Source organism: Halomonas cibimaris, from assembly GCF_055379665.1.
The window spans coordinates 481681-501970 of record NZ_AP043828.1 but is presented as its reverse complement, the minus strand read 5'-3'; the positions used below and the strand labels follow the sequence as shown (position 1 = coordinate 501970).

16 protein-coding genes are annotated in these 20290 nt (G+C 67.2%); 6 read left to right on the top strand and 10 right to left on the bottom strand.

What is annotated here, in order from left to right; genetic code table 11:
• Nucleotides 1-18 precede the first annotated feature (18 nt).
• Nucleotides 19-1194, top strand: coding sequence for a MalY/PatB family protein (locus ACZ415_RS02330; RefSeq protein WP_344703986.1), 1176 nt, complete (start codon nucleotides 19-21; stop codon nucleotides 1192-1194).
• Between the two features lie 5 nt (nucleotides 1195-1199).
• Here ACZ415_RS02330 and ACZ415_RS02325 read toward each other — a convergent pair whose 3' ends face one another.
• Nucleotides 1200-2174 carry a tetratricopeptide repeat protein gene (locus ACZ415_RS02325; RefSeq protein ID WP_344703984.1) on the bottom strand — a complete coding sequence of 325 codons (975 nt, stop codon included), beginning with the start codon at nucleotides 2172-2174 and terminating at the stop codon, nucleotides 1200-1202.
• 131 nt (nucleotides 2175-2305) lie between these two features.
• Between ACZ415_RS02325 and ACZ415_RS02320 the strand changes: the two genes are divergently transcribed.
• From ACZ415_RS02320 to ACZ415_RS02310, 3 genes are all read left to right on the top strand, one after another.
• Nucleotides 2306-3226, top strand: coding sequence for a GNAT family N-acetyltransferase (locus tag ACZ415_RS02320; RefSeq protein WP_344703982.1), 921 nt, complete (start codon nucleotides 2306-2308; stop codon nucleotides 3224-3226).
• Nucleotides 3227-3299: 73 nt separating this feature from the next.
• Nucleotides 3300-4397: an efflux RND transporter periplasmic adaptor subunit gene (locus tag ACZ415_RS02315; protein ID WP_344703980.1), complete on the top strand. Its 1098-nt coding sequence runs from the start codon at nucleotides 3300-3302 to the stop codon at nucleotides 4395-4397.
• Nucleotides 4394-7447, top strand: a complete 3054-nt coding sequence (locus ACZ415_RS02310; RefSeq protein ID WP_344703978.1) for an efflux RND transporter permease subunit — start codon at nucleotides 4394-4396, stop codon at nucleotides 7445-7447. The genes ACZ415_RS02315 and ACZ415_RS02310 overlap by 4 nt, the downstream gene beginning before the upstream one ends.
• A gap of 10 nt (nucleotides 7448-7457) precedes the next feature.
• Here the strand turns inward: ACZ415_RS02310 and ACZ415_RS02305 are convergent, their stop codons facing one another.
• Nucleotides 7458-9698, bottom strand: a complete 2241-nt coding sequence (locus ACZ415_RS02305) for a glycosyltransferase (RefSeq protein WP_344703977.1) — start codon at nucleotides 9696-9698, stop codon at nucleotides 7458-7460.
• Between the two features lie 114 nt (nucleotides 9699-9812).
• Here ACZ415_RS02305 and ACZ415_RS02300 point away from each other — a divergent pair, with 114 nt between their 5' ends.
• Nucleotides 9813-10526 (top strand): TVP38/TMEM64 family protein, encoded by a 714-nt coding sequence (locus tag ACZ415_RS02300; protein ID WP_344703975.1) that lies wholly within the window; start codon nucleotides 9813-9815, stop codon nucleotides 10524-10526.
• Here the strand turns inward: ACZ415_RS02300 and ACZ415_RS02295 are convergent.
• Nucleotides 10523-11398: a DMT family transporter gene (locus tag ACZ415_RS02295; RefSeq protein ID WP_344703973.1), complete on the bottom strand. Its 876-nt coding sequence runs from the start codon at nucleotides 11396-11398 to the stop codon at nucleotides 10523-10525. The two genes, ACZ415_RS02300 and ACZ415_RS02295, sit on opposite strands and share 4 nt — an antisense overlap.
• Before the next feature lie 177 nt (nucleotides 11399-11575).
• On the opposite strand from ACZ415_RS02295, the gene ACZ415_RS02290 reads away from it, so the two are divergent.
• On the top strand, nucleotides 11576-12448 hold the full coding sequence (locus ACZ415_RS02290) for a LysR substrate-binding domain-containing protein (protein ID WP_344703971.1): 873 nt from the start codon (nucleotides 11576-11578) through the stop codon (nucleotides 12446-12448).
• Between the two features lie 33 nt (nucleotides 12449-12481).
• Here the strand turns inward: ACZ415_RS02290 and ACZ415_RS02285 are convergent, their stop codons facing one another.
• From ACZ415_RS02285 to modB, 7 genes are all read right to left on the bottom strand, one after another.
• Nucleotides 12482-13585: a DUF1513 domain-containing protein gene (locus tag ACZ415_RS02285; RefSeq protein WP_344703969.1), complete on the bottom strand. Its 1104-nt coding sequence runs from the start codon at nucleotides 13583-13585 to the stop codon at nucleotides 12482-12484.
• Nucleotides 13586-13588: 3 nt separating this feature from the next.
• The gene (locus ACZ415_RS02280) at nucleotides 13589-14644 is read right to left on the bottom strand and encodes an imelysin family protein (protein ID WP_344703967.1); all 1056 of its coding nucleotides are present in this window, start codon (nucleotides 14642-14644) and stop codon (nucleotides 13589-13591) included.
• Between the two features lie 26 nt (nucleotides 14645-14670).
• Nucleotides 14671-16107 carry a di-heme oxidoreductase family protein gene (locus ACZ415_RS02275; RefSeq protein ID WP_344703966.1) on the bottom strand — a complete coding sequence of 479 codons (1437 nt, stop codon included), beginning with the start codon at nucleotides 16105-16107 and terminating at the stop codon, nucleotides 14671-14673.
• Nucleotides 16108-16205: 98 nt separating this feature from the next.
• Nucleotides 16206-17474 carry an imelysin family protein gene (locus ACZ415_RS02270; RefSeq protein ID WP_344703964.1) on the bottom strand — a complete coding sequence of 423 codons (1269 nt, stop codon included), beginning with the start codon at nucleotides 17472-17474 and terminating at the stop codon, nucleotides 16206-16208.
• A gap of 146 nt (nucleotides 17475-17620) precedes the next feature.
• Nucleotides 17621-18445, bottom strand: a complete 825-nt coding sequence (locus ACZ415_RS02265; protein WP_344703961.1) for a TOBE domain-containing protein — start codon at nucleotides 18443-18445, stop codon at nucleotides 17621-17623.
• A 51-nt stretch (nucleotides 18446-18496) separates the two neighbouring features.
• Complete coding sequence (gene modC / locus ACZ415_RS02260) at nucleotides 18497-19582, bottom strand: molybdenum ABC transporter ATP-binding protein (RefSeq protein WP_344703959.1); 1086 nt, start codon at nucleotides 19580-19582, stop codon at nucleotides 18497-18499.
• A complete protein-coding gene (gene modB, locus ACZ415_RS02255; RefSeq protein ID WP_311883261.1) occupies nucleotides 19579-20289 on the bottom strand; it encodes a molybdate ABC transporter permease subunit in 711 nt (236 codons plus the stop codon). The genes modC and modB overlap by 4 nt, the downstream gene beginning before the upstream one ends.
• Between the last annotated feature and the right edge of the window lies 1 nt (nucleotide 20290).

Below are 20290 nucleotides of genomic sequence, written 5' to 3'. Positions count from 1 at the left end.
TATAAACGGAGAGAGCTCATGGCGTTTGATTTTGCCACGCCGATCGAGCGGCGCCACCCCTTGGGTGGCTATTCCTCGAAAAAATGGCACCGCTACGGCGGTGAGGTGCTCCCGCTTTGGGTCGCGGATATGGATTTTCGTTCGCCGCCGGCGGTGATTGAAGCGCTGACGCGCCGCGTGGAGCACGGCGTTTTCGGCTATGCCTACGCGCCGGCCGATCTGGCCGGTGTGCTGTGCGATTGGAGCCTGGCCCACTACGGCTGGGCCATTGAGCCCGAGTGGCAGCAGTGGCTGCCCGGCGTGGTGCCGGCTCTGCATTTAGCCTGCATGGCGCTAACCGAGCCCGGTGACGGCGTGTTAACCGTCACGCCGATCTATCCGCCGTTTCTGGACGTGGCCCGCCATACCGGCCGGCTCGCCCAGCAGGCCGCCCTGGCCCCGCCGGAGGCGACCGGCGAGGGCTGGCGGCTGGATATTGCAGCGCTACAAGCCGCCATTACCCCGCAAACCCGCCTGCTGCTGTGGTGCCAGCCGCACAATCCCACCGGGCGGGTATGGCGCGATGACGAGCTGGCCGGTCTTGCCGAGCTTGTCGTGCGCCATGACCTCTACGTGGTTTCCGACGAGCTGCACTGCGATCTGCTGCTGGACGCGGGCGCGCGTCACCGGCCGCTGGCGGCGGCCTACCCTGAGCTTGCCGCGCGCACCGTGACGCTCTGGGCGCCGTCCAAGACCTTCAATTTGGCAGGGCTTTCCACCGCCTGTGCGATCATTTCCGATCCGGTGCTGCGCAAACGCTTCAGCACGGCGGCGGCGGGGCTTTTACCCGAGTGCAACGTGCTGGGGATGGAAGCGGCGAAGGCCGCCTACGCCGAGGGCGAGCCCTGGCGCCAGGCGCTGCTTGAGACGCTGCGCGGCCATCGTGCGCGGATTGCCGCGTACGTCGCGCGCTGGCCCGGGGTGACCATGAGCACGCCTGAAGCCACCTATCTGGCCTGGCTTGACATGCGCGATGCGGGGCTGGGGGATTCGCCCCAGCAGGCGCTGCTGGCGCGTGCCGGGGTGGCGCTGTCCGACGGCGCGGACTTTGCCAGCCCCGGCTTTGTGCGGCTGAATTTCGGGACCACGGCCGCCCAGCTTGACGCTGCCCTTGAGCGTATGGATGCGCTGCTCAAGGGCGAAGGCCAGGCGTAGGCTTATTAATAGAGCAGCGCAAAGAGCTTGCGCCGATAGGCCACGGTCAGCGGGTGTTCGGCGCCCAGGGCGTCGAACACCTGCAGCAGCGTTTTGCGCGCGGCGTCGTCGCCGTAGCCGCGATCGCTTTGCATCAGCCGCAGCAGCCCTTCCAGCCCCGCTTCGTATTGGCCGTCGGCGAGCTGGCGCAGGGCACGCTGAAAACGCGCCTCGCTGTCGTCGCGCTCGGCGAGGGCCTCGATCTCGGCGTGGGGCAGGGCGCGCTCGCTGAACTCGATGCTGGCACGCACCCCGCGCGCCGGTGCGGCGTCGCGCTCTTCCGGCGGCAGGTTGTCGAGCAGGCCCCGCGCCTCGTCGCCGCGGCCTTCGGCCGCCAGCGCTCGGGCCAGGCTCACCTGATAAGGGTAATGCTCCGGGTACTGCTCCATCTGTGCTTGATAGATTTCTCGGGCGGTTGCCGCGTCGCCGGCTTCCATGGCCGCCTCCGCCAGCTCCTCAGGGCTTGTCGGGGCGTCTTCCGGCGGCTGAAAATAGCGGCCCAGCCACTCGCGGATATCTTTTTCCGGCAGCGCGCCGGTAAAGTTGTCGACCAGCCCGCCCTGGCTGACCAGCTTGACGTCCGGCACCGAGCGCACGCCCAGCTGGCTGCCGATCTCGGCGTTGGCCTCGACGTCGAGCTTGGCCAGAATAAAGGCGCCGCGGTATTCCACCGCGAGCTTTTCCAGCACCGGCGTCAGCGTTTTGCACGGCTCGCACCAGGGGGCCCAGCAGTCCAGCAGCACCGGCACCTGCATGGAGGCTTCCAGAATCTGCTGAATGTTGCCGGCGTCGACGTCGACAATCACGTCTTCCGGGCGCACGGTGCCCGGCGCGGCGCTGCCGTTTTCTGCGGTGCCGGGCGGTGCGGCGGCAGAGGTTGCATCGCTTTGCTCAACCGGCGCGGTCAGCGCCTCGCCGGTACGCGGGTCAATAATCGACATGGCGGCTCTCTACTTAACGGACGAATCAATGAGTGAATCAATGGATAAGCTAGCTAGGATATGCAGGCGAACTTGCTCGTATTCAAGGTACGCGCCGTATCTTGGTCTGCCGCCACAGGAGCGCTCGCCCCGTGCCCGCCCCTGACACCTTTGACGCCGGCGGCGATCGCGTCGTGCCGTGCCCGCCGGCGCGGCGCCAGGAGGCCATCATGCAGCTGGCCGCCGCCGGGCATGGCGCCGGTCGCGCCGAGCTTGCCCAGGCGGTGGCTGACCACCAAAAAACGCCCGATCACGGCTGGGACGGGCTGCTGGTCGCGCTGCGCGGCCAAACCCTAAAGGCCGCGCTCTGGGTGCAGCCGCTGCCCGGCAACACCGCGCAGCTGTGGCCGCCCTGTGCGTGCGGCGCGCGCGGCGCCCTGCTGCGCGGCGCACGCCGTTGGGTCCGCCGGCGCGGCTTTGCCCTTTGCCAGGCGGTCTTGGGCCCTGACGACGCTGACGCCGCCGCCGCGCTAAAAGACGCCGGAATGATGCTGGTGGCGCCGCTGGAATACCTCACCGCGCCGGTAGCCCCGGCAGCGACGACCGTGCGCCTGGGCCCCTGGGATGCGCTTGACCGCGCCGGCCAGATCGCGGTGATTGCCGATGTGCAGAAGAACTCGCTGGACTGCGTTGCCCTTTGCGAAACGCTGGGGGCCACCGCGCTGCTGACGGGCTTTTATCAGCAGGACGATACGGCCCCGGCCCATTGGTCGGCGGTCTATCTTGACGACCGCGAACCGCCACAGCCCGTCGGCGCGCTTCTGCTGGCGCCGCGCCCGGCGGTGGACGGCATGGAGGTTTTACTGATGGGACTTGCACCCGAGGCGCGCGGCCAGGGGCTGGGCCGGGCGGTACTTGACGCAGCCTTTGCCCGCGCGCACGCCGCCGGGGCGCGTCGCCTGCTGCTTTCGGTGGATACCACCAACACCCCGGCACGCCGGCTGTACGCCCGGGCGGGCTTTGTCGGCTATGCGCAGCGCCACGTCTATGCCTGGCTCAAGCGGTCGGGCTGACGCTTGCGCATGTTAATAAACAAGCGTTTGATTTACGCTTGAGCCACTGACTCAAGCCAGCCCAGAGACCGCCATGCGCCCACTCGCTGCTTTTTTATATGCCGCTTTATGTGCCGCCCTGCTGCTTGCCGGCTGCGGTGATGCGCCGAAAGGCCCGCAAAACTCGGCCCCTCGGCGGGTAAAAACCGCGTCGGTGGCCGAGGTCGCCGCGCCGACCCTGCGCCTGACCGGAACCGTGCGGGCCCGCTACGAAACGCCCCAGGCGTTTCAGGTTGCCGGCCAGATTGCCACCCGCCGCGTGGATGCCGGCCAGCCGGTTGCCAAGGGCGAGGTGCTGATGACGCTGGACGACAGCGATCTGCGCCAGTCGCTGAACGCGGCCAAAGCCGAGCTGGCCTCAGCCAGGGCCTCGGCGGCGGTCGCGCAGTCAGACCTTGAACGCGCCCGCACGCTGTTTGCCCGCGACTACCTCAGCCGGCAGGCCTTTGATCGCGCCGAGCTGGAAGCGCAGCAGCGCAGCGACCGGCAGGCGTCTGCCCGGGCACAGGTCGAGCAGGCGAAAACCGCGCTTGCCTACGCCACCCTGCGCGCGGAAAGCGACGGCCTTTTAACCCGGGTCAGCGGTGAGCCGGGCCAGGTGGTAGGCGTCGGCCAGCCGGTGGCCCGGCTTGCCGAGGCGGGCCCTCGGGAGGTTGAAGTGGCGTTTCCCTCGAACGTGCGCCCGCCGCCCGCCGGCGAGCTGCTGCTGGGCGATGAGACGCTGGCGCTTGAGCGTCGCCAGGTGTCCGGCTCGGTTGATCCGGCCAGCCGCACCTGGCAGGCGCGCTACCGCATTGACGGCGCGCTGCCCGCGGGGGTGGGGCTGGGCGAGGTGGTGAAAACGCGTTTCGCCGCGGCGTCTGACCGGCGGGCCGCGGCGGCCCCGCTGTACCGGGTGCCGGTGGCGGCGGTGGACGCGCGCGGCGAGGGCGCGCAGGTGTGGCGCATCGTTGAGGGCCAGGCGCGCCCGCTTGCGGTCAGCGTGGCGCGGATCGAACGTGACCGGGCGCTGGTCAGCGGCGAGGCGCTTAAGGCCGGCATGGCGGTGATTGCGCTGGGCACCCACCTGCTCAACCCGGGCATGCCGGTTGAGGCGCTGGCGCCGCCGGGCGCCGAGGAGCCGGCATCGTGAGCTTTCCCAACCTCTCGGCGCTGGCGGTGCGCGAGCGCTCGGTCACGCTGTTTTTTCTGCTGGTGGCGCTGGCCTCCGGGCTCTACGCCTTTGCCTCCATGGGCCGGGCGGAAGACCCGGACTTCACCATGCGCGTGATGATGGTCTCGGCGCTGTGGCCCGGCGCCACGCCGGAAGAGGTGCAAAACCACATTGCCGACCCGCTGGAAAAGCAGATTCAGGCGGTGGACAACATCGACCGGGTGGAAACCACCGTTCGCCCCGGGCGGGCGGACATGCAGATCGAATTCGAGGAATCCACCCCCGGCGAGGCCGTGCCCGACCGCTTTTATCAGGTGCGCCGGCGCATGCAGGACGCCGCCGGCAGCCTGCCCGACGGCGTAGTGGGGCCGATCATCAACGAAGACTTCGGCGACGTGTATTTCTCGCTGGTGGCGCTGACCGCGCCCGAACTCTCCATGCGCGAGCTTTTGCGCGAGGCCGAGGGCATCCGCGACCGGCTGCAGCGCCTTGACGGCGTCAACCGCGCCGAAGTGCTGGGCGAGCGCGACGAGCGCGTGCAGATCGACTTTGACATGCCGCGCTTGCAAAGCCTGGGCATGGCCCCCGGGGACGTCTTTGATGCCATTGAAGCGCATAACAAGCTGCTGCCCGCGGGCTTTCTGGATACCGCCGGCCCGCGCGTCTATTTGCGGCTGGACAATGACGTCTCCGACCCGGAGGCACTGGCCGATGTGCCGCTGCGCATCGACGGCGAGCTGATTCGGCTGGGCGATATCGCCGAGGTGTCCCGCGGGTATGAGGACCCGCCGGCTTTTATGGTGCGCGCCTTTGAGAAAGACGCGCTGCTTTTGGGCGTGGTGATGCGCGACGGCGAAAACGGCCTGGCGCTGGGCGAGCGCCTGGACGACTTCTGGGCCGGCGAGCGCGCCCGGCTGCCGCTGGGCATCGAGCTTGACGTGATGACCAACCAGGCCGACGCCATTGCCGGGGCGGTGAACCTGTTTCAGGTGAAGTTTCTCATCGCCGTGGTGGTGGTCATGCTGGTGACCATGCTCGCCGTGGGGCTGCGCGCCGGCGTAGTGGTGGGCATCGCCATTCCGGTGACGCTGGCCATGACCTTTGTGGTGATGAAGGCCATGGGCATCAATCTCGACCGGGTGAGCCTGGGCGCGCTGATTATCGCCCTGGGGCTTTTGGTCGACGACGCCATTATCGCCATTGAAATGATGATGGTGAAAATGGAGCAGGGCTGGGACCGGGTAAGTGCGGCCGGCCACGCCTGGAAGGTCACCGCCGCGCCCATGCTGTTCGGCACCCTGGTCACCGTGGCGGGTTTTGTACCCATCGGCTTTGCCCGCTCCAACGTCGGCGAATACGCCGGCAATATCTTCTGGGTGCTGGCCATTGCGCTGCCGCTGTCGTGGGTGGTGGCGGTGGTGTTTACGCCGTATCTGGGCGTCAAGCTGATGCCGGTGCGCCACAGGCGCGCCACCAGCGAAGAAAACGTCTATCAGACGCCGCACTACCGCCGCCTGCGCCGGCTGGTCAGCCGCTGTGTGCGCTACCGCAAAACCGTGGTGGGGCTGACCGCAGCACTGTTGCTGCTGGCCGTGGCCGGCATGGCCGGGCCGGTGGAGCAGCAGTTCTTTCCCAGCTCCGACCGGCTTGAAGTGCTGGTGACCATCCACCACCCCGACGGCACCGCCATTGACGCCACCGACGCCACCGCGCGCAAGCTGGAGGCGCTGGTGGACGAGGCCGACGGCGTGGCCTCGCTTTCCGCCTACGTGGGCCGCGGTGCGCCGCGGTTTTTCATCTCCGCCGCCCCAGAGCAGCCCAACCCCGCCTTTGCCGAGCTGATCGCCGTAGCCGACGACATCGAGTCCCGTGATGCGCTGATTGAGACGCTGAATCAGCACGTGGACAGCGGCGAATTCCCCGAGGCCCGGGTGCGCGTGCAGACCCTGCTCTACGGCCCGCCGGTGGAGTGGCCGGTGAGCGTGCGGGTGCTCGGCCCGGACGCCGACACCCTGCGTGAAATAGGCCACGACGTGCGCGAGGTCTTTGCGCAAAACGCCCATGTGCGTGACCCGCATCTGGCGTGGGACGCCAAGGTGCCCCGAGTGCGCTTAGGCATGGACAGCCACCGCCTGAGCCTGTTGGGGCTGGCCCCGGACGACGTGGCCCGCCAGCTGCAGTTCCAGCTTGACGGCGTCACTATCACCCGGCTGCGCGACGGCATCCGCCTGGCGCCCGCCGTGGGCCGCGCGGCGGCAAGCGACGTGGAGAGTTTGAAAAGCCTCGATGTGCAAACCCGGGACGGCAAGCGCGTGCCGCTTGGCCAGCTGGGTGATCTGGAAGTGTCGTTCGAGCAGCCGGTCATCAAGCGCTACAACCGCGCGCCGTTTGTGGCAGTCAACGCCGAGGTGGCCGGCGCCCAGGCCAAGGACGTGAGCGCCGAGGTGTGGGAGGCGCTGGGTGCTCTGCGCGACGGCCTGCCGACGGGCTACCGCATGGACATCGGCGGCTCGGTGGAGCAGTCGGCCAAGGCCGAGGCCTCGATTGCCGCGCTGCAGCCGCTGATGGTGATTTTGATGCTGACGTTTATCATGCTGCAGATGCGTTCGTTTTCCGGCACGTTCATGGTGGTCGCCACCGCGCCGCTGGGGCTGATCGGCGCGGTGGCCGCACTGCTGCTGTTCGGCCAGCCGTTCGGCTTTGTCGCCATGCTGGGGCTTATTGGCCTTGCCGGCATTCTCATGCGCAACACCTTGATACTCACCCAGCAGGTGGCCGATAACCGCGAGCAGGGCATGGCCCTGCGCGAGGCCGTGGTCGAGGCCGGCGTACAGCGCGCCCGCCCGGTGGTGCTCACCGCGCTTGCGGCGATTTTTGCCTTTATCCCGCTGACCCTGGACAGCTTCTGGGGGCCTTTGGCCTTTGTGCTGATCGGCGGGGTGGCGGCGGGCACGCTGATTACCCTGCTGTTTGTGCCCGCGCTTTATGCGCTGTGGTTCCGCATTGCCGCGGAGCCGCAAAACGACTAGCCGGGCGGCGTCAGGCGTTTTTATCGCGCTGACGGCCGCTGCGCTTGCGTTTGACCGCCAGCGCGTAGCGGTAGGCGCGCAGCACGCTACGGGCGAAGTGCTCAACGCGATGGCCGGCGGCAAACGCGGCTGCCTGGCGGCCCATGCGCCGGCGCTTGTCGGCATCATGCAGCAGCTCGGCCACCGCGCGGCTCCAGGCGGTGACGTCCGGGGCGGTTTTATAGCCGTTGCTCCCCTGGCTGACGATATCCTCGATGCCGCTGGAGCGGATGACCACCACCGGCAGCCCGGCGGCCATGGCCTCAAGCACCACCATGCCCTGGGTTTCCGAGCGCGAGGCAAACACAAACAGCTCGGCGGCGTGGCAGTAGGCGGGGATGTCTTCCGGTGCTACGGCACCCGCCAGCGTGACGTGCTCGCCAAGCCCCAGCGCGGCGGCGCGCGCTTCGAGGCGGCGGCGGTCGTGGCCTTCACCGACCAGCAGCAGGTGGGCGCTGTGCTCGCCGCCGTCGTGTAAAAGGCGCAGGCCGTCAAGCAGAAAGTCGATGTTTTTCTCCCGGCTCAGCCGCGAAATGGACACCAGCACGCGCTTGTCGGCCAGGCCCAGGCGGTTTCGCAGTGTGCTCACCGCCTCGGCGTCGACGTGGGCAAAGCGTTCGTACTCGATGCCCGTGGGCTGGACGAAAATCGGCTTTTTCACCCCGATAATGCGCAGATATTCTTCCACCGAACTGGTGGGCACGATCACCGCGTCGCAGCCGTTGGCAAAGCGCTTGACCAAGGCATGAGAGATAAAGTTGCGAAACAGCGGCCCGGGCAGCGGGACGTAGTGGGCGTAGTGCTCAAGCCGGGTGTGGTAGGTATACATCACCGGTACGCCCAAAAGCCGGCCGAGCAGCTGGCCGGCCCGGCCGATCCAGAACGGGTGGTGCACATGGATCACGTCGGGCTTGAACGCGCGCACCCGGCGTGCCATCTGCACGCTGAACACGTTGGCCAGACGAAACTCCTGGTGCTTGCCCAGCGGCAGCAGCGAGCGCAGGCGCAGCACGTCGGCCTCGTCGTCGGCCTGGCGAGAATAGCGCGGGGCCACCACCATCACCGGATGGCCCAGCGCGGCCAGTCCGCGCTTGAGCCGCTCGATGGAAATCGGCACGCCGCCGATAAACGGCAGATAGTTGTTGGTAAACATGACCGTGCGCAGCGGCGTGCCGTCGTCGGCGTCGGGGTCGATATCAAAGTCGGGGTAGTAGTCTTGCTCGGTAAAGATCCGGTGATACAGCCAGATGGCCACGGCGATAAAGATGGCCACCAGCAGGATAAAGTTGAGATAGCCCACGTAAAACAGCGAATAGATGAAAAACCACAGGCTTTCCGCCGTGCGCCAAAACGGATGCTGGCCGATGTCCAGCGGCTTTGCTTCCAGCGTCACGCGCTCGCCGTCCACGTCCACGGCGACGAAGTGATAGCGGCTGCGGCCCTGGTTGAGCACCAGCCCGCCGGCGCCGCCGGTGACCACGTAGTCGGTGCCGGCGTGGGTCTGGCGGTCAAACAGCGCCAGTTCGCTGGAAAACACCGCGTCGACGCCGGCGTTTTCCATCAGCCGGGTAAACGCCCGGCGCGCGCCCTCGGGGAACAGGTAATCGTCGTCCAGGCGCAAAAGCCCCGAGTAGTCCACCGGGTACAGCGGATAGGCGCTGAACACAAAGTGGTTATCGGCGTGGGCGGCGGCGAGCAGCTCATCGAGCCAGCGGCGCTGCCAGCCGTAGTCGGTGGTGCCGGTGCTGTCGAGAAAGGTAAAGCGCGAATTGCCGGCGGCAAAGCTGAAGTGATAGGGGCCGAAGTGGTCGTAAAAGCGAAACCCGCCGATGCGGCTTTCTTCGCCGGGGCCAAAGGTCAGCAGATAAGGCATCTCAAGCCTTGAAAGGGTGCCGAACAGCGCGCGGTACTTGTCCTCCCCGCCGCTGGAGACGGCGTTGCCCGCCGAAACCACAAAGTCGTAGTCGCCGTCGTTGAGCAGCGGGATGATCTTGCGCTCGAAAATGCCCACGGAGTTGTTGATGTTGCCCAGCACGGCAAAGCGGTAGTGCGCCTTTTGCTCGAGCAGCGCCTCGATCTGCTTGACCTGAACGGCGTGGTTGGCGGCAAAATCCTGCTCAAAGAAATTGAGATAGACTTTGTACCCTAAAAGGGCCGCAATCAGCGTCAGGTTGAGATAGAAAATCCACGGGATAAGTCGCCGGCGTCGCACGCGCTTGGTTCTCCTCGGGCGGGGGCTTCACATGATGCCGGCGAACATAGCACGAAATACGACCGCTGCGCCTTGCCGGCCCGGGGCAGCGCGCGGCGCAACGGGAAAAATCACATGACACGATCGCTCACTATTGCGCTGGGTGCGCTGGTGGTGCTGCTGGCGCTGGCGGCGCTATGGCAGTGGCTTGCCGTGCACGACATTCTGACCGTGGCGCGGGTGCGCGACTGGGTGGCACAGGTACCTGATTGGCGGGATGCGCCCTGGGCGTTTATCGCCGTGGCCGGGGTGTATATGGCCGCACTGCTGGTGATGTTTCCGCTGAGCATTCTGGTGGCGGTAACCGGGCTGGCGTTCGGCCCGGTGTGGGGCTTTGTGTACGCCACGCTTGGCACGCTGTGCTCGTCGGTGGTGTCGTACGCGGTGGGTCGCTGGCTGGGCCGCGATGCGCTGCTTACCTACGGCGGCCGGCATTTGAACGGTTTATCGCGCTATCTGGCCGGGCGCGGCGTGCGCGCCATGGTGGTGATCAATCTGCTGCCGCTGGCGCCTTTTACCCTGACCAACATGATGGCCGGGGCCTTTCATCTGCGCTTTCGCGATTACATGGTCGGCTCGGTTCTGGGCATCGTGCCCGGGCTTGCCGGCGTCACGCTTTTGGGCAGCCAGCTCGGTGCGCTGGCCACGGCCCGCGGCCACGGTGAGGTGTTCTGGGCGCTGGGCGGGCTGGCGCTGGGCGTGGCACTGCTGTACGGGCTGCGCCGCTATTCGGCAAGGCGCAGCGCTTCACGTCGCAACAGCCGCTCGGCGCCCCGGCGCGTTGATTAGCGCCGGCTGGCCTGCAGGCAGCCGCCCACCACCAGTGCCCCGGCGATCGGCAGGCGCCAGTCCAGCACGCTCATGCCCGCCAGTACCAGAAACGCCGCCGCCAGCACCGGCACGCCGTAGGCGAGGCTGCCGATGACGCTGGCCTTGCCCAGGCGCAGCGCTTTGTCCCAGGCCACCATGGCGATGCCGAACGGCCCAAGGCCAATGGCCAGCCCCGCCAGCAGCGTGGTGTTATCGGGCAGCGCAATGTGGCCTTCGGCAAAGGGCACAAACGCCGCCGCCGTCACCACGCTTGCGATCAGCAGAATGCGCGGCATCAGCGGGGTCAGCGTGACCGGCGTGGCCTGGCAAAGCCAGGAATACAGCGCCCAGCACACCGCGGCAAGGGCGGCAAAGCCGTAGCCGATAAGCGAGCTCTCGCTGCTGCGGCCGGCTTCAGGGGCCATCAGCAGTGCTGCGCCGGCAAAGGCGATCAGCGCGCCGAGCACGCTTGCAAAACGTACCCGGCCGAAGGTGAGCCACTGGCTGAGCAGAATAAACAGCACAGGCCAGGTGTAGGTGATCAGGGCGGCGTCCGACGCCGGGGCCAGGCGCATACCCAGAAAGTAGCTGCTTACTGCGCCGGTGGTCAGCAGCGGCAATCCCATCCAGATGGCCAGGCGCCAGCGCAGGCTTAAGTGCCCGGTCGGCTGGCGGCGGCTGAGCGGCAGCGTAGCCAGGGCACCGGCCAGCAGGGTAAACGCCGCCAGCGGCAGCGGGGCAAGCCCGCGGGCCTGTTCGGACAGCAGCGGGGCGGCACTCCACAGCACAACGGCAACTAACGCAGCGGCAACGCTGAAATAACGCTGGGTCAAAAGATGAATTTGATGCATACGATAGCTCCTTGCCTTGAACAGCTTTCGTGTAGCATAGCCCGCAACGAAACATCATAAAATCGATAGTTTTTGATAGTACATATCAAGGATTGTGATGTAATAGCCGTGAAGCGCCGGCCGTTAAGCGCCTGGAAAGGCCAGCAACGCAAACGCCGGCAATGCACAAGGAGCCTTATGCGTACCCCAACGTTTGACCTTACTTTGCTGCGTACGCTGGTCGCGGTGGCCGATACCGGCAGCGTGACTGCCGCAGCCCGGCGGCTGTCTTATACCCAGTCCACGGTGAGCATGCAGCTAAAGCGCCTGGAGGCGCAGCTGGATATCGAACTCCACGAGCGCCTGGGGCGGCAGCTGAAGATTACCGCCGACGGTGAACGCCTGCTGACCCACGCCCGGCGGCTGCTGACGGTCAACGACGAGGCATGGCAGGACATGCAGGCCCGCCAGGTCAGCGGTGAGCTGCGCCTGGGCATCCCTGAAGACTATGCCCTGCTGCTACCGGCGGTGTTTAGCTACTTCCATCAGCTTTATCCCGGTGTCAAGCTGGAAGTGATCTGCGGCACCAGCGCCGATCTGGTGAGCCGGGTAAAGCGCGATGAGCTGGATTTGGCACTGGTGACCCGCCAGCGCAACTCGCCGGGCGGCGAAGTGATTCGCCGGGAGCCGCTTCTCTGGGCGGTAGGGCTGCAGCACCAGCCGCTTTTGCGCGACCCGTTGCCGCTGGCGCTGTATTCACGCGGGGCGGATGTGTTTCGCGAGGTGGCCGAGGAGGCGCTGGAATCTGCCGGGCGCCAATGGCAAGTGGCCTATACCAGCCAGTCCATGAGCGGGCTCAAGCCGCTGGTCATTGCGGGGCTGGCCGTTGTGGTGATTACCCGCAGCATGCTCACGCCGATGCTCAAGCCGCTGGATGAGTCCAGCGGGCTGCCGGCGCTGCCAAGCATTGAGCTGGCGCTGCACTGGGCGCCGCACCGGCCTTCGGAGCCGGCGCGCAAGCTCGGCGAGCTGATACGCCGCCAGCTCGCCGAGCAGCCGGCAAACGCCTGACGCAGCGCCACATCGGGTACCGGGGCGGGTAAGTCAGGTCAAGTGGTTGTCCCACTGGAGGGCAAGATCGGCAAGCGCTGCTGCACTGGGCGTGCCGGGGGTGACGCGATACAGCCCGCCGCGCCCGGAGGAGACCACAAAGCCGCCAGCGCCGTCGCAGCGCGCCCCGGCGGCGTCGGCCAGGGCGTATTCGGCCAACAGCGCGCCGCTTTGATAGTTGAGCATGATGACTTTGTGGCCGCGCGGCGCGGTCACCAGCGCCAGCGCCCGGCGGCGGCTCACAGCGACGCTTGCGGTGTACTGCTGCAGGCTGGCGGTCAGCGCCTCCCCCAGCGCAAGCTCCGAGAACGCGCCGTCCGGCCCCAGCCGGCAGAGCAGCGGGTGGGTTTCCCACTCCGGCCCTTGAAACTGGTAGCCGGCGAGCACCGTGCCGTCGGCGGCCACGTCCAGATGCCGGCAGCTCAACTGATGGTGAGACGGCCGATGGCGAGCGATCACTTCGCCGCTTTGGCGGTTGACCAGCAAAAGCGCCGGGTCCATTTCGCCCAGGTTGAGCTTGACCCGGCCGTAGTCCGGGTGGGTCTTGATGCCGCCGAGCCCCACCGCCAGCGTCTCGCCGTCGGGCAGCAGGCGGATTTCGTGGGGGCCGATGCCGTCAAGCTCGATATCGCGGACGTGGCGATAGTCGTCTTCGGCGTCGTATACCCGCACCAGCCCCATGGCGTCTTCCAGACGGTTGGCGGTGACGTAGAGATAGCGCCCGTCGGGCGCAAACACGCCGTGGCCGTAAAAGTGATGGCCGCCGTCGGCGGCGACGCGGTGGCTGACTTCGCGGCGGTCGCCGTCCACCACGTAAAAATGCTGCCCCGGCCGCCGGGCAAACACCACCGCGCGCGGGGCCGTGGGCGAGAGGCAGCCGCCGTGGCAGCGCTCGGGGATGGCCAGAGTAAAGTGCTGCTCGCCGTTCGGGGTGATGGCGGCAATGCGGTGGTTGCCGCGGGCGTCGTCCACGGCGCTGAACAGCCAGTCGGCGTGTTTTCGCCCGGGTAGTGCCCAGGCAAGGGAGGGCAGCGCCGGCAGGGCAAGCGCCCCGGCACCGGCGGCAAGCAGGCGGCGGCGGGTTCGGTTGACGGTCATCGCTCAGTCTCCGTCGCTCGAGTTGAAGCCCCGGCGCAGCCCGGTGGCGGCGGCGACGTCCCGGGCCAGCAGCCGGCGCAGCTGGCTTAGCTGCACGTAAAAGCCCTGGAAGTCGGCAAAGGCGGCTTTTTTCTCGGGCTCGGAGCCAGAACCTTCACCTTTGATGGCCGGGGCCAGGCCGTCGGGTAGCGTGTCGGCCCGCGCGGCTACCTCCTTCAGCTGCTTTTCCAGCTTGTTTGCAAGCGCTGGGTGGCCGCGGCTTTCCAGTAGCGCGGTAAGCCCCGGCATCAGGCCTTTCTGGAGGCCTTCAAGGCTTGCCCGCATCAGCGCTACGCTTTTCCCGCTGCGCCAGGCCTCGGCGCGATAGATGCTGGCCGGCTTGCCGCGTAGCCCCAGGGGGCTCGCCAAACGCTTTTCTTCCAGCAGCTCCACGCTCTGGATCGCGCTTTGCAGCAGGGTATGGGTGTAGCTGTCGGTGCCGATAAAGCGCTCGCCGAACGACTGCCAGTCGTCTTCAAGCGCCCGGGTGACGTGGACCAGGTTGGTGCTCACCGCGCTCAAAAACCCGCAGGCGTTAGGGCTTTTGAGCGCAGTGGCGTCCATGGCGTCGTCGTACAGCAGGTACTCAAGCGCCGGGAATCCCTGCAGCGCCACCCCGGCCTGCTCCACGTCCTCGAGCGTGGGCGGCGTGTCGGCGTTCAGCTGCGTTTTCACCTTGCGCCCGACGAGGTTCTTGCCGTCGGGCCAGAACTGCAGCTGCCAGCCTCGGCTCTGCTGCTCGACGGGGCCGAACTGAACGTAGCGCACCGCCTGCCAGCGCTGATAGGCGTCAAGCCAGTCGTCCTCCAGCGTAGCGCGGCCATCGGTACTGGGGGTATCGCAGTAGTCGGCGGTGCTTTGTTCGAGCGTCTCGGCGGCGCCGGCCAGGGCCGAGTACTGCTGCGCGGCCGCTCGGTGCCACTGCTCGCGCGGGGTTTCGCCGGCGCTGGCGGTATTGGCGGCCATCAGCAGCGCGAACGCTGTCAGGCCGGCGCGGTATAAAGAGCTTGGGTGAGCCATGCGGGTTCCTTGATCAAACAGGGGAGTTACAGCGATTCGAGAAAACGCAGCACGCTTTGGCGCTCGCTTTTCAGCAGCTTACGGTAGCGCTCCCTGGCCGGTTCGGCCTCGCCGCCGTGCCACAAAATGGCTTCTTCAAGGGTCTTGGCGCGACCGTCGTGCAGAAAGCGCGCCCGGGGATTCACGGTTTGCGCAAGGCCGATGCCCCAAAGCGGCGGGGTGCGCCACTCCTGCCCGGTGGCCTCGAACTCGGCGCGGTTGTCCGCAAGGCCCTCGCCCATGTCGTGAAGCAAAAGGTCGCTGTAGGGCCAGATAGTCTGGCCGGCAAGCGCCGCTCGCGAGGCGTCGTCGGCGGTTTGCTGGCGCGGAGTGTGGCAGGCTGCGCAGCCCAGCCGGTTGAACTGGCGGGCGCCCTGCGCCACCGTCGGATCGTCCATGTTCCGGCGCATGGGTACGGCCAGGCTTTCGGCGTAGAAGGTGATGAAGTCGGCGACCTTGTCGCTGACTTCGGGCTTGCCGCCGCTTTCGAACTCGTCGCAGCGCTGCGCGGCGGTGCAGTCGGTGGCCGGGGCCAGACTCGAGGTCAGCCCCATGTCGCCGGCGAAGGCGTGCATGCTCTGCTGTTCGACGCTGGGTTCGCCGGCTTTCCAGCCGAAACGGCCGACCATGGTTTCCTGCCGGCGCTCGTCCCAGACGTGGTTGATGCGCCCGGAGATGCCGTCATTGTTGGCGTCATCCGGGTCGGCGGCGGCGCGCAGGTCGTCGTCGGATATCGCCGACAAAAGCCCCAGCCCGGTCATGGGCGGGGCCAGCCGGGGCGAGGTTTTCAGATCTTCGGGCAGCGCGCCGTAGGCGGGGGCTTCGATGCGGTAGCGCGGCTCGGTCAGCGTCACCGTCTCGCCGCCTTCCAGGGTGACCTCGCGGGCTTCGTGTTCGATGACCATGTTGCCTTCGGGCTCGGCGCCGGGAATCGCGGCGGTTTGCAGCTGGCGGCCGTAGCCGGGCACCGGCACCACGCCCAGCTTTTTCAGGGTCTCGTCATCGCCCTGTTCGGCGGGCAGCGACAGGCGCAGAAACAGCGCGATGGGCGTCTCGTCGCCTGTGGGCGGGTGGCCGCGGCCGTCTTTTATATGGCAGCCCTGGCAGCTGTTGGTGTTGAACAAAGGCCCCAGCCCGTCACGGGCGGCGGTGCTTGACGGGGCGACCACCCAGGGGTTGCGAAAAAAGCTGTTGCCCACGCTGAAGTCCAGCCGTTTGGTCATGGCCAGGTTGTCCAGCGGCAGCGAATAGGCGTTGTGGTCAAACTGCTCCACCGAGCCCGCGCCGCCGGTCAGCCGGGTCTCCTGCACGGGAAAGCCGCCGGCGGTGCTGGCGCCGGCAGCGTCAGCAGCGAAAGCGGGGGCGGCAAGGGTGAGGCCGGATAGCGCAAGCCCGGCGATAAGCGTCAGAGAAGGCGATGTCATGGGCTGCCTCGTGGAAGTTGGCGGTCTTGACGGCAAAAACCGCCCTGGCGGCCGGGCCATAGGGCGGTTGTTCAACGTTCAGCCTGGGCGGCGGATGCTTAGAAGCTGTGCCCGGCGGTGTCGGGCTGCAGCGAGGTGATGCCAAGCGTGCCGGCGGCCTTTTCAAGCGAGGCGGTCTGGGCCACCAGCGCGAGAATGGCGTCGTTGATCATCGCACTGCCTTTGTCGTTGCCCGGGGCGATCATCATGTCAAAGGCCATGGGCGAGCTTTCGGCCTCGGCGGCCTGCTTGATCATGCCAAGCTTGTCCATGGTGGTTTCCAGCTGGCCGCGCAGGGTGGTGGCAAGCTCGGGGTTTTCCTGTTCCACCAGGTCGGCGATGGCCGGGCCGGAAACGACGCTGCCGTCGGTGCGCTCGTAGATGCCGGTGTAGACGTTCTGAATGCCCTGGCCGTTGAAGTAGTGCGAGTTGTGGGTGTTGTCGCTGAAGCAGTCGTGCTCGTCCTCGAAGGAGTTGGCTTCGAGCGCCACCTTCATGCGCTCGCCGGCAAGCTCGCCAAGGGACAGCGAGCCCATGCCGAAGAGGATGCGGCGCAGGCCTTCCTCGTCGCTTTCAGAGAGCAGCTCGGCGCGGTAGTTGTCGTCCTGGCTCTCGGCCCACTGCTCGGTCATCCACGCAAGGTCGTCGACCAGCAGGTCGGACACGGCGTCGAGGTACTCGCCGCGGCGGCCGCAGTGGCCGTGGGTGCAGTCGTCGCCGGCGGCGTAGTCGCTCGCCGGGCGGTCGCCGTTGCCGGCGTCAAAGCCGTTGAGATCCTGGCCCCAGAGCAGAAACTCGATGGCGTGGTAGCCGGTGGCCACGTTGGCCTCGGAGCCGCCGATCTCGTTGAGGTCGGCCAGCACCTCGGGGGTCAGCTCGCTGACGTCGATGTCGCGGCCGCCCACGGTGATGGTGTCGTTGGCGACGATGTTGGCAGTGGCGCCGTCGCTGCCCAGCTCGTGCTGGTAGTCGTCGGTCTCGACGTAGTCGATCATGCCCTCATCCAGCGGCCAGGCGTTGAGCTGGCCTTCCCAGTCGTCAACGATGGCGTTGCCGAAACGGAACACTTCGGACTGCTGATAGGGCACCCGCGCCTCGAGCCAGGCCTGCTGGGCAGCGGCCAGAGTCTCGGCGGTGGGGTTTTCCAGCAGCGCATCGATGCGCTCGTTGAGCGTTTGCGCCGCGGTCAGCGAGTCCTCGTAGGTGGCGTGGGCGATATCGGCGTAGTTCGCGATGACCGCGTCAGGCGTGGCGTCGTTGGCGGCCTGGGCGGCCAGCGGCATCAGGGCGGCAAGCGAAACAACGGCAGCGAGCGGGTGTCGGTTCATGCGACGTGTCCTCGGTATGCGAGTCGGAATGTTTGCGCACGTTACCGCATGAGGCAAATGATATTCAATATTATTCGACATGGCTAAATGACGCCGGCCGCCGGCGTTTGCTCAGCGACCGGGCAGGGGGTAAAGCGCTGCGCCGCTTAGCGGGTGCCGACAATCACGCTCGAGGCCTTGAACAGCGCGCTGGCCGGAGAGCCTTCGGCAAGGCCCAGATGCTCGACGCTTTCGCGGGTGATGATCGCCGCCAGGCGCTCGCCGCCGTCAAGGGCCAGCACCACCTCGCTGTTTACCGCGCCGGGGACCAGGCGCTCCACGGTGCCGGCCAGGCAGTTGCGCGCGGACAGGCTGGCGCCCTCGGTCTCCACCGCAATAATCACCGATGACGCCTTGATCAGCGCGAACGCCTCGCTGCCTTCGGCCAGGCCAAGGGAGGCCGCGCTCTCCTGGGTGATCACGGCGACAAGCCGCTGGCCGCCGGGCAGGGTCAGCTCGACCTCGTCGTTGACCGCGCCCTGGCGGATAGCGGAGACGGTACCGCTGAACTGGTTGCGTGCGCTGCTTTTCATGCTGAGTTTCCTTAACAGTGGCAGGTTGTCGCTGAGGCTTTCGGCCTCGCGGTTGAGTCGTTCGACGAAGTCCCGGTGCAGGGCGTCGAGGGCGTTGAAGTCTTCGATTAGCCGGCTTCCGGCGGCGGTCAGGCGGGTGGTGCCGCCGCCCCTGCCGCCGGCGCTGCGCTCAACCAGCGCCTCGCCGGCGAGGTTGTTCATCTGGTCCACGGCGTCCCAGGCGGCCTTGTAGCTCATCTTGATGGCCCGGGCGGCGGCGGAAATCGAGCCGGTCTCGGCGATGGCGGCCAGCAGACGCATGCGGCCGTGGCTGGCCAGGCGCTGCTCGCCGGCGTTGAGCCACAGCTGGCCGTCGAGGGTGAGCGGAGCAATGTGTTGGTGAGCGGAAGAATCCGCCATGGCAGCCTCCTGGCAGAGGAAAGCAAACGAAAAGAGTCACCAAGCCTATCGTCAGCGCGTATCAAAGGCGACGCTTCGGATCAGCGCGGTGACCGCCTGGCCCTCTGCCAGGCCCAGCTCGTCCCGGGACTTGCGCGTCAGCCGGGCGCGCAGGCGCTGCTCGCCAAGCGCCAGCACTACTTCGACGGCGGTGGCGTCGTCGGGGAGCGGGGTGACGGCTTGCACTCGGGCCGAGAGGCGGTTGCGATAGCTGGTGCTTGTCGGAGCGGTGAGCGCCAGCGCCACGTCCCGGGCGGGAATGCGCAGGCGCAGGCGAGAGCCCACCGGCGCGTCGTGTAGCGGCACCTGAAGGCGGCGCTCGCTGTCCACGGCAAGCTCGGTCAGGCCGTAGTCAATGTCGTGACCGACCACGCTGACGTCGAGCAGGGAGGCGGCATCGAAGCCGCCCAGCTGGCGCGTGAGGTCCACCCGCAGCAGCACGTCTTCCAGCGCGCCGCTTGCCAGTACGCCGCCGTTTTCCAGCACCACCAGGTGGTCGGCAATGGCGGTGATTTCGGCCGGGTCGTGGCTGATGTAGACGACGGGGATATTCACGTCGCGCACCAGCGTGAGGATAAAGTGCAAAAGCTCCTGCTTGCGCACGCCGTCAAGCCCCGAAAGCGGCTCGTCCATGAGCAACAGCTGCGGATCGGTCAACAGCGCCCGGCCGATAGATACCCGCTGGGCCTCGCCGCCGGAGAGCGTACCCGGCATGCGCGCGAGCAGGTGCTCGATGCCGAGAAGCCTGACGATGGCGTCAAAGCGCGGGCGAGCCTGTGCCGGCATGCCGTAGGTGAGGTTTTTGCGCACCCGGTAGTGGGGGAAGAGCCGGGGTTCCTGAAATACCACGCCGATGCGGCGCTGGCTGGGCGGGAGAAATGTTCCGCTGGGGGTGTCCGCCAGCGTTCGGGCGCCAAGCGTGACGTGGCCGGCATCGGGCCTGTCCAGCCCGGCAATCAGCCGCAGCAGGGTGGTCTTGCCGCTGCCCGAGGCGCCGAACAGGGCGCTGACGCCACGGTCGGGAAGCGCGAGGTCGGCGTCCAGGGTAAAGCGCCCCTGGCGCTTTTCAACGCTGATCTGAAGTCCGGTCGTCGTCATGGCGCCGCCTCCTGGCCGTCGCGCTCGCTCATCCGCCGGCGGGCGTTGCGCGAAAGCCACTCGGACGCCACCAGCGAGACCATGGCGATCACCACCGCAATCACGCACAGCCGCGCGGCGGCGGCTTCCTGCCCCGGCGTCTGTATCAGGCTGTACAGCGCCAGCGGCAGGGTGCGGGTTTCGCCGGGAATGTTGGAGGCAAAGGTGATGGTGGCGCCAAACTCGGATAGCGCTCGGGCAAAGGCCAGCATGGTGCCGGTCACCAGCCCGGGGATCGATAGCGGCAGAGTGACGGTGAGAAAAATCCGCCATTTGCTTGCGCCCAGGGTGTAGGCCGCGGCCTCAAGCTTGGGATCCACCGCCTCCAGGGAAAGGCGCACCGCGCGGACAAACAGCGGAAACGCCATCACGCCGCTGGCCACGGCGGCCCCCTGCCAGGTAAAGGGCAGGGATATGCCGGCGAGCTCGTGGAGCCACTGGCCGATCACGCCGCGCCGGCCCATGGAGACCAGCAGCAGGTAGCCGATCACCACCGGCGGCAGCACCAGCGGCAGGTGGACGATACCGTCCAGCAGCGCCTTGCCGCGAAACTCCCGCCGGGCCAGCAGCCAGGCCACGGCAATGCCGGGGATCAGAATCCAGCCCACCGCGCTTAGCGCGATGCGCAGGCTGAGCTGGATGGCGTCCCATTCTGCCGCTGAGAGCATG

Coding starts and splice junctions, on each gene's coding strand:
- ACZ415_RS02330 (WP_344703986.1), top strand. CDS start 19: ATGGCGTTTGATTTTGCCACGCCGATCGAGCGGCGCCACCCCTTGGGT.
- ACZ415_RS02325 (WP_344703984.1), bottom strand. CDS start 2,174: ATGTCGATTATTGACCCGCGTACCGGCGAGGCGCTGACCGCGCCGGTT.
- ACZ415_RS02315 (WP_344703980.1), top strand. CDS start 3,300: ATGCGCCCACTCGCTGCTTTTTTATATGCCGCTTTATGTGCCGCCCTG.
- ACZ415_RS02300 (WP_344703975.1), top strand. CDS start 9,813: ATGACACGATCGCTCACTATTGCGCTGGGTGCGCTGGTGGTGCTGCTG.
- ACZ415_RS02295 (WP_344703973.1), bottom strand. CDS start 11,398: ATGCATCAAATTCATCTTTTGACCCAGCGTTATTTCAGCGTTGCCGCT.
- ACZ415_RS02290 (WP_344703971.1), top strand. CDS start 11,576: ATGCGTACCCCAACGTTTGACCTTACTTTGCTGCGTACGCTGGTCGCG.
- ACZ415_RS02285 (WP_344703969.1), bottom strand. CDS start 13,585: ATGACCGTCAACCGAACCCGCCGCCGCCTGCTTGCCGCCGGTGCCGGG.
- ACZ415_RS02280 (WP_344703967.1), bottom strand. CDS start 14,644: ATGGCTCACCCAAGCTCTTTATACCGCGCCGGCCTGACAGCGTTCGCG.
- ACZ415_RS02275 (WP_344703966.1), bottom strand. CDS start 16,107: ATGACATCGCCTTCTCTGACGCTTATCGCCGGGCTTGCGCTATCCGGC.
- ACZ415_RS02270 (WP_344703964.1), bottom strand. CDS start 17,474: ATGAACCGACACCCGCTCGCTGCCGTTGTTTCGCTTGCCGCCCTGATG.
- ACZ415_RS02265 (WP_344703961.1), bottom strand. CDS start 18,445: ATGGCGGATTCTTCCGCTCACCAACACATTGCTCCGCTCACCCTCGAC.
- modC (WP_344703959.1), bottom strand. CDS start 19,582: ATGACGACGACCGGACTTCAGATCAGCGTTGAAAAGCGCCAGGGGCGC.
- modB (WP_311883261.1), bottom strand. CDS start 20,289: ATGCTCTCAGCGGCAGAATGGGACGCCATCCAGCTCAGCCTGCGCATC.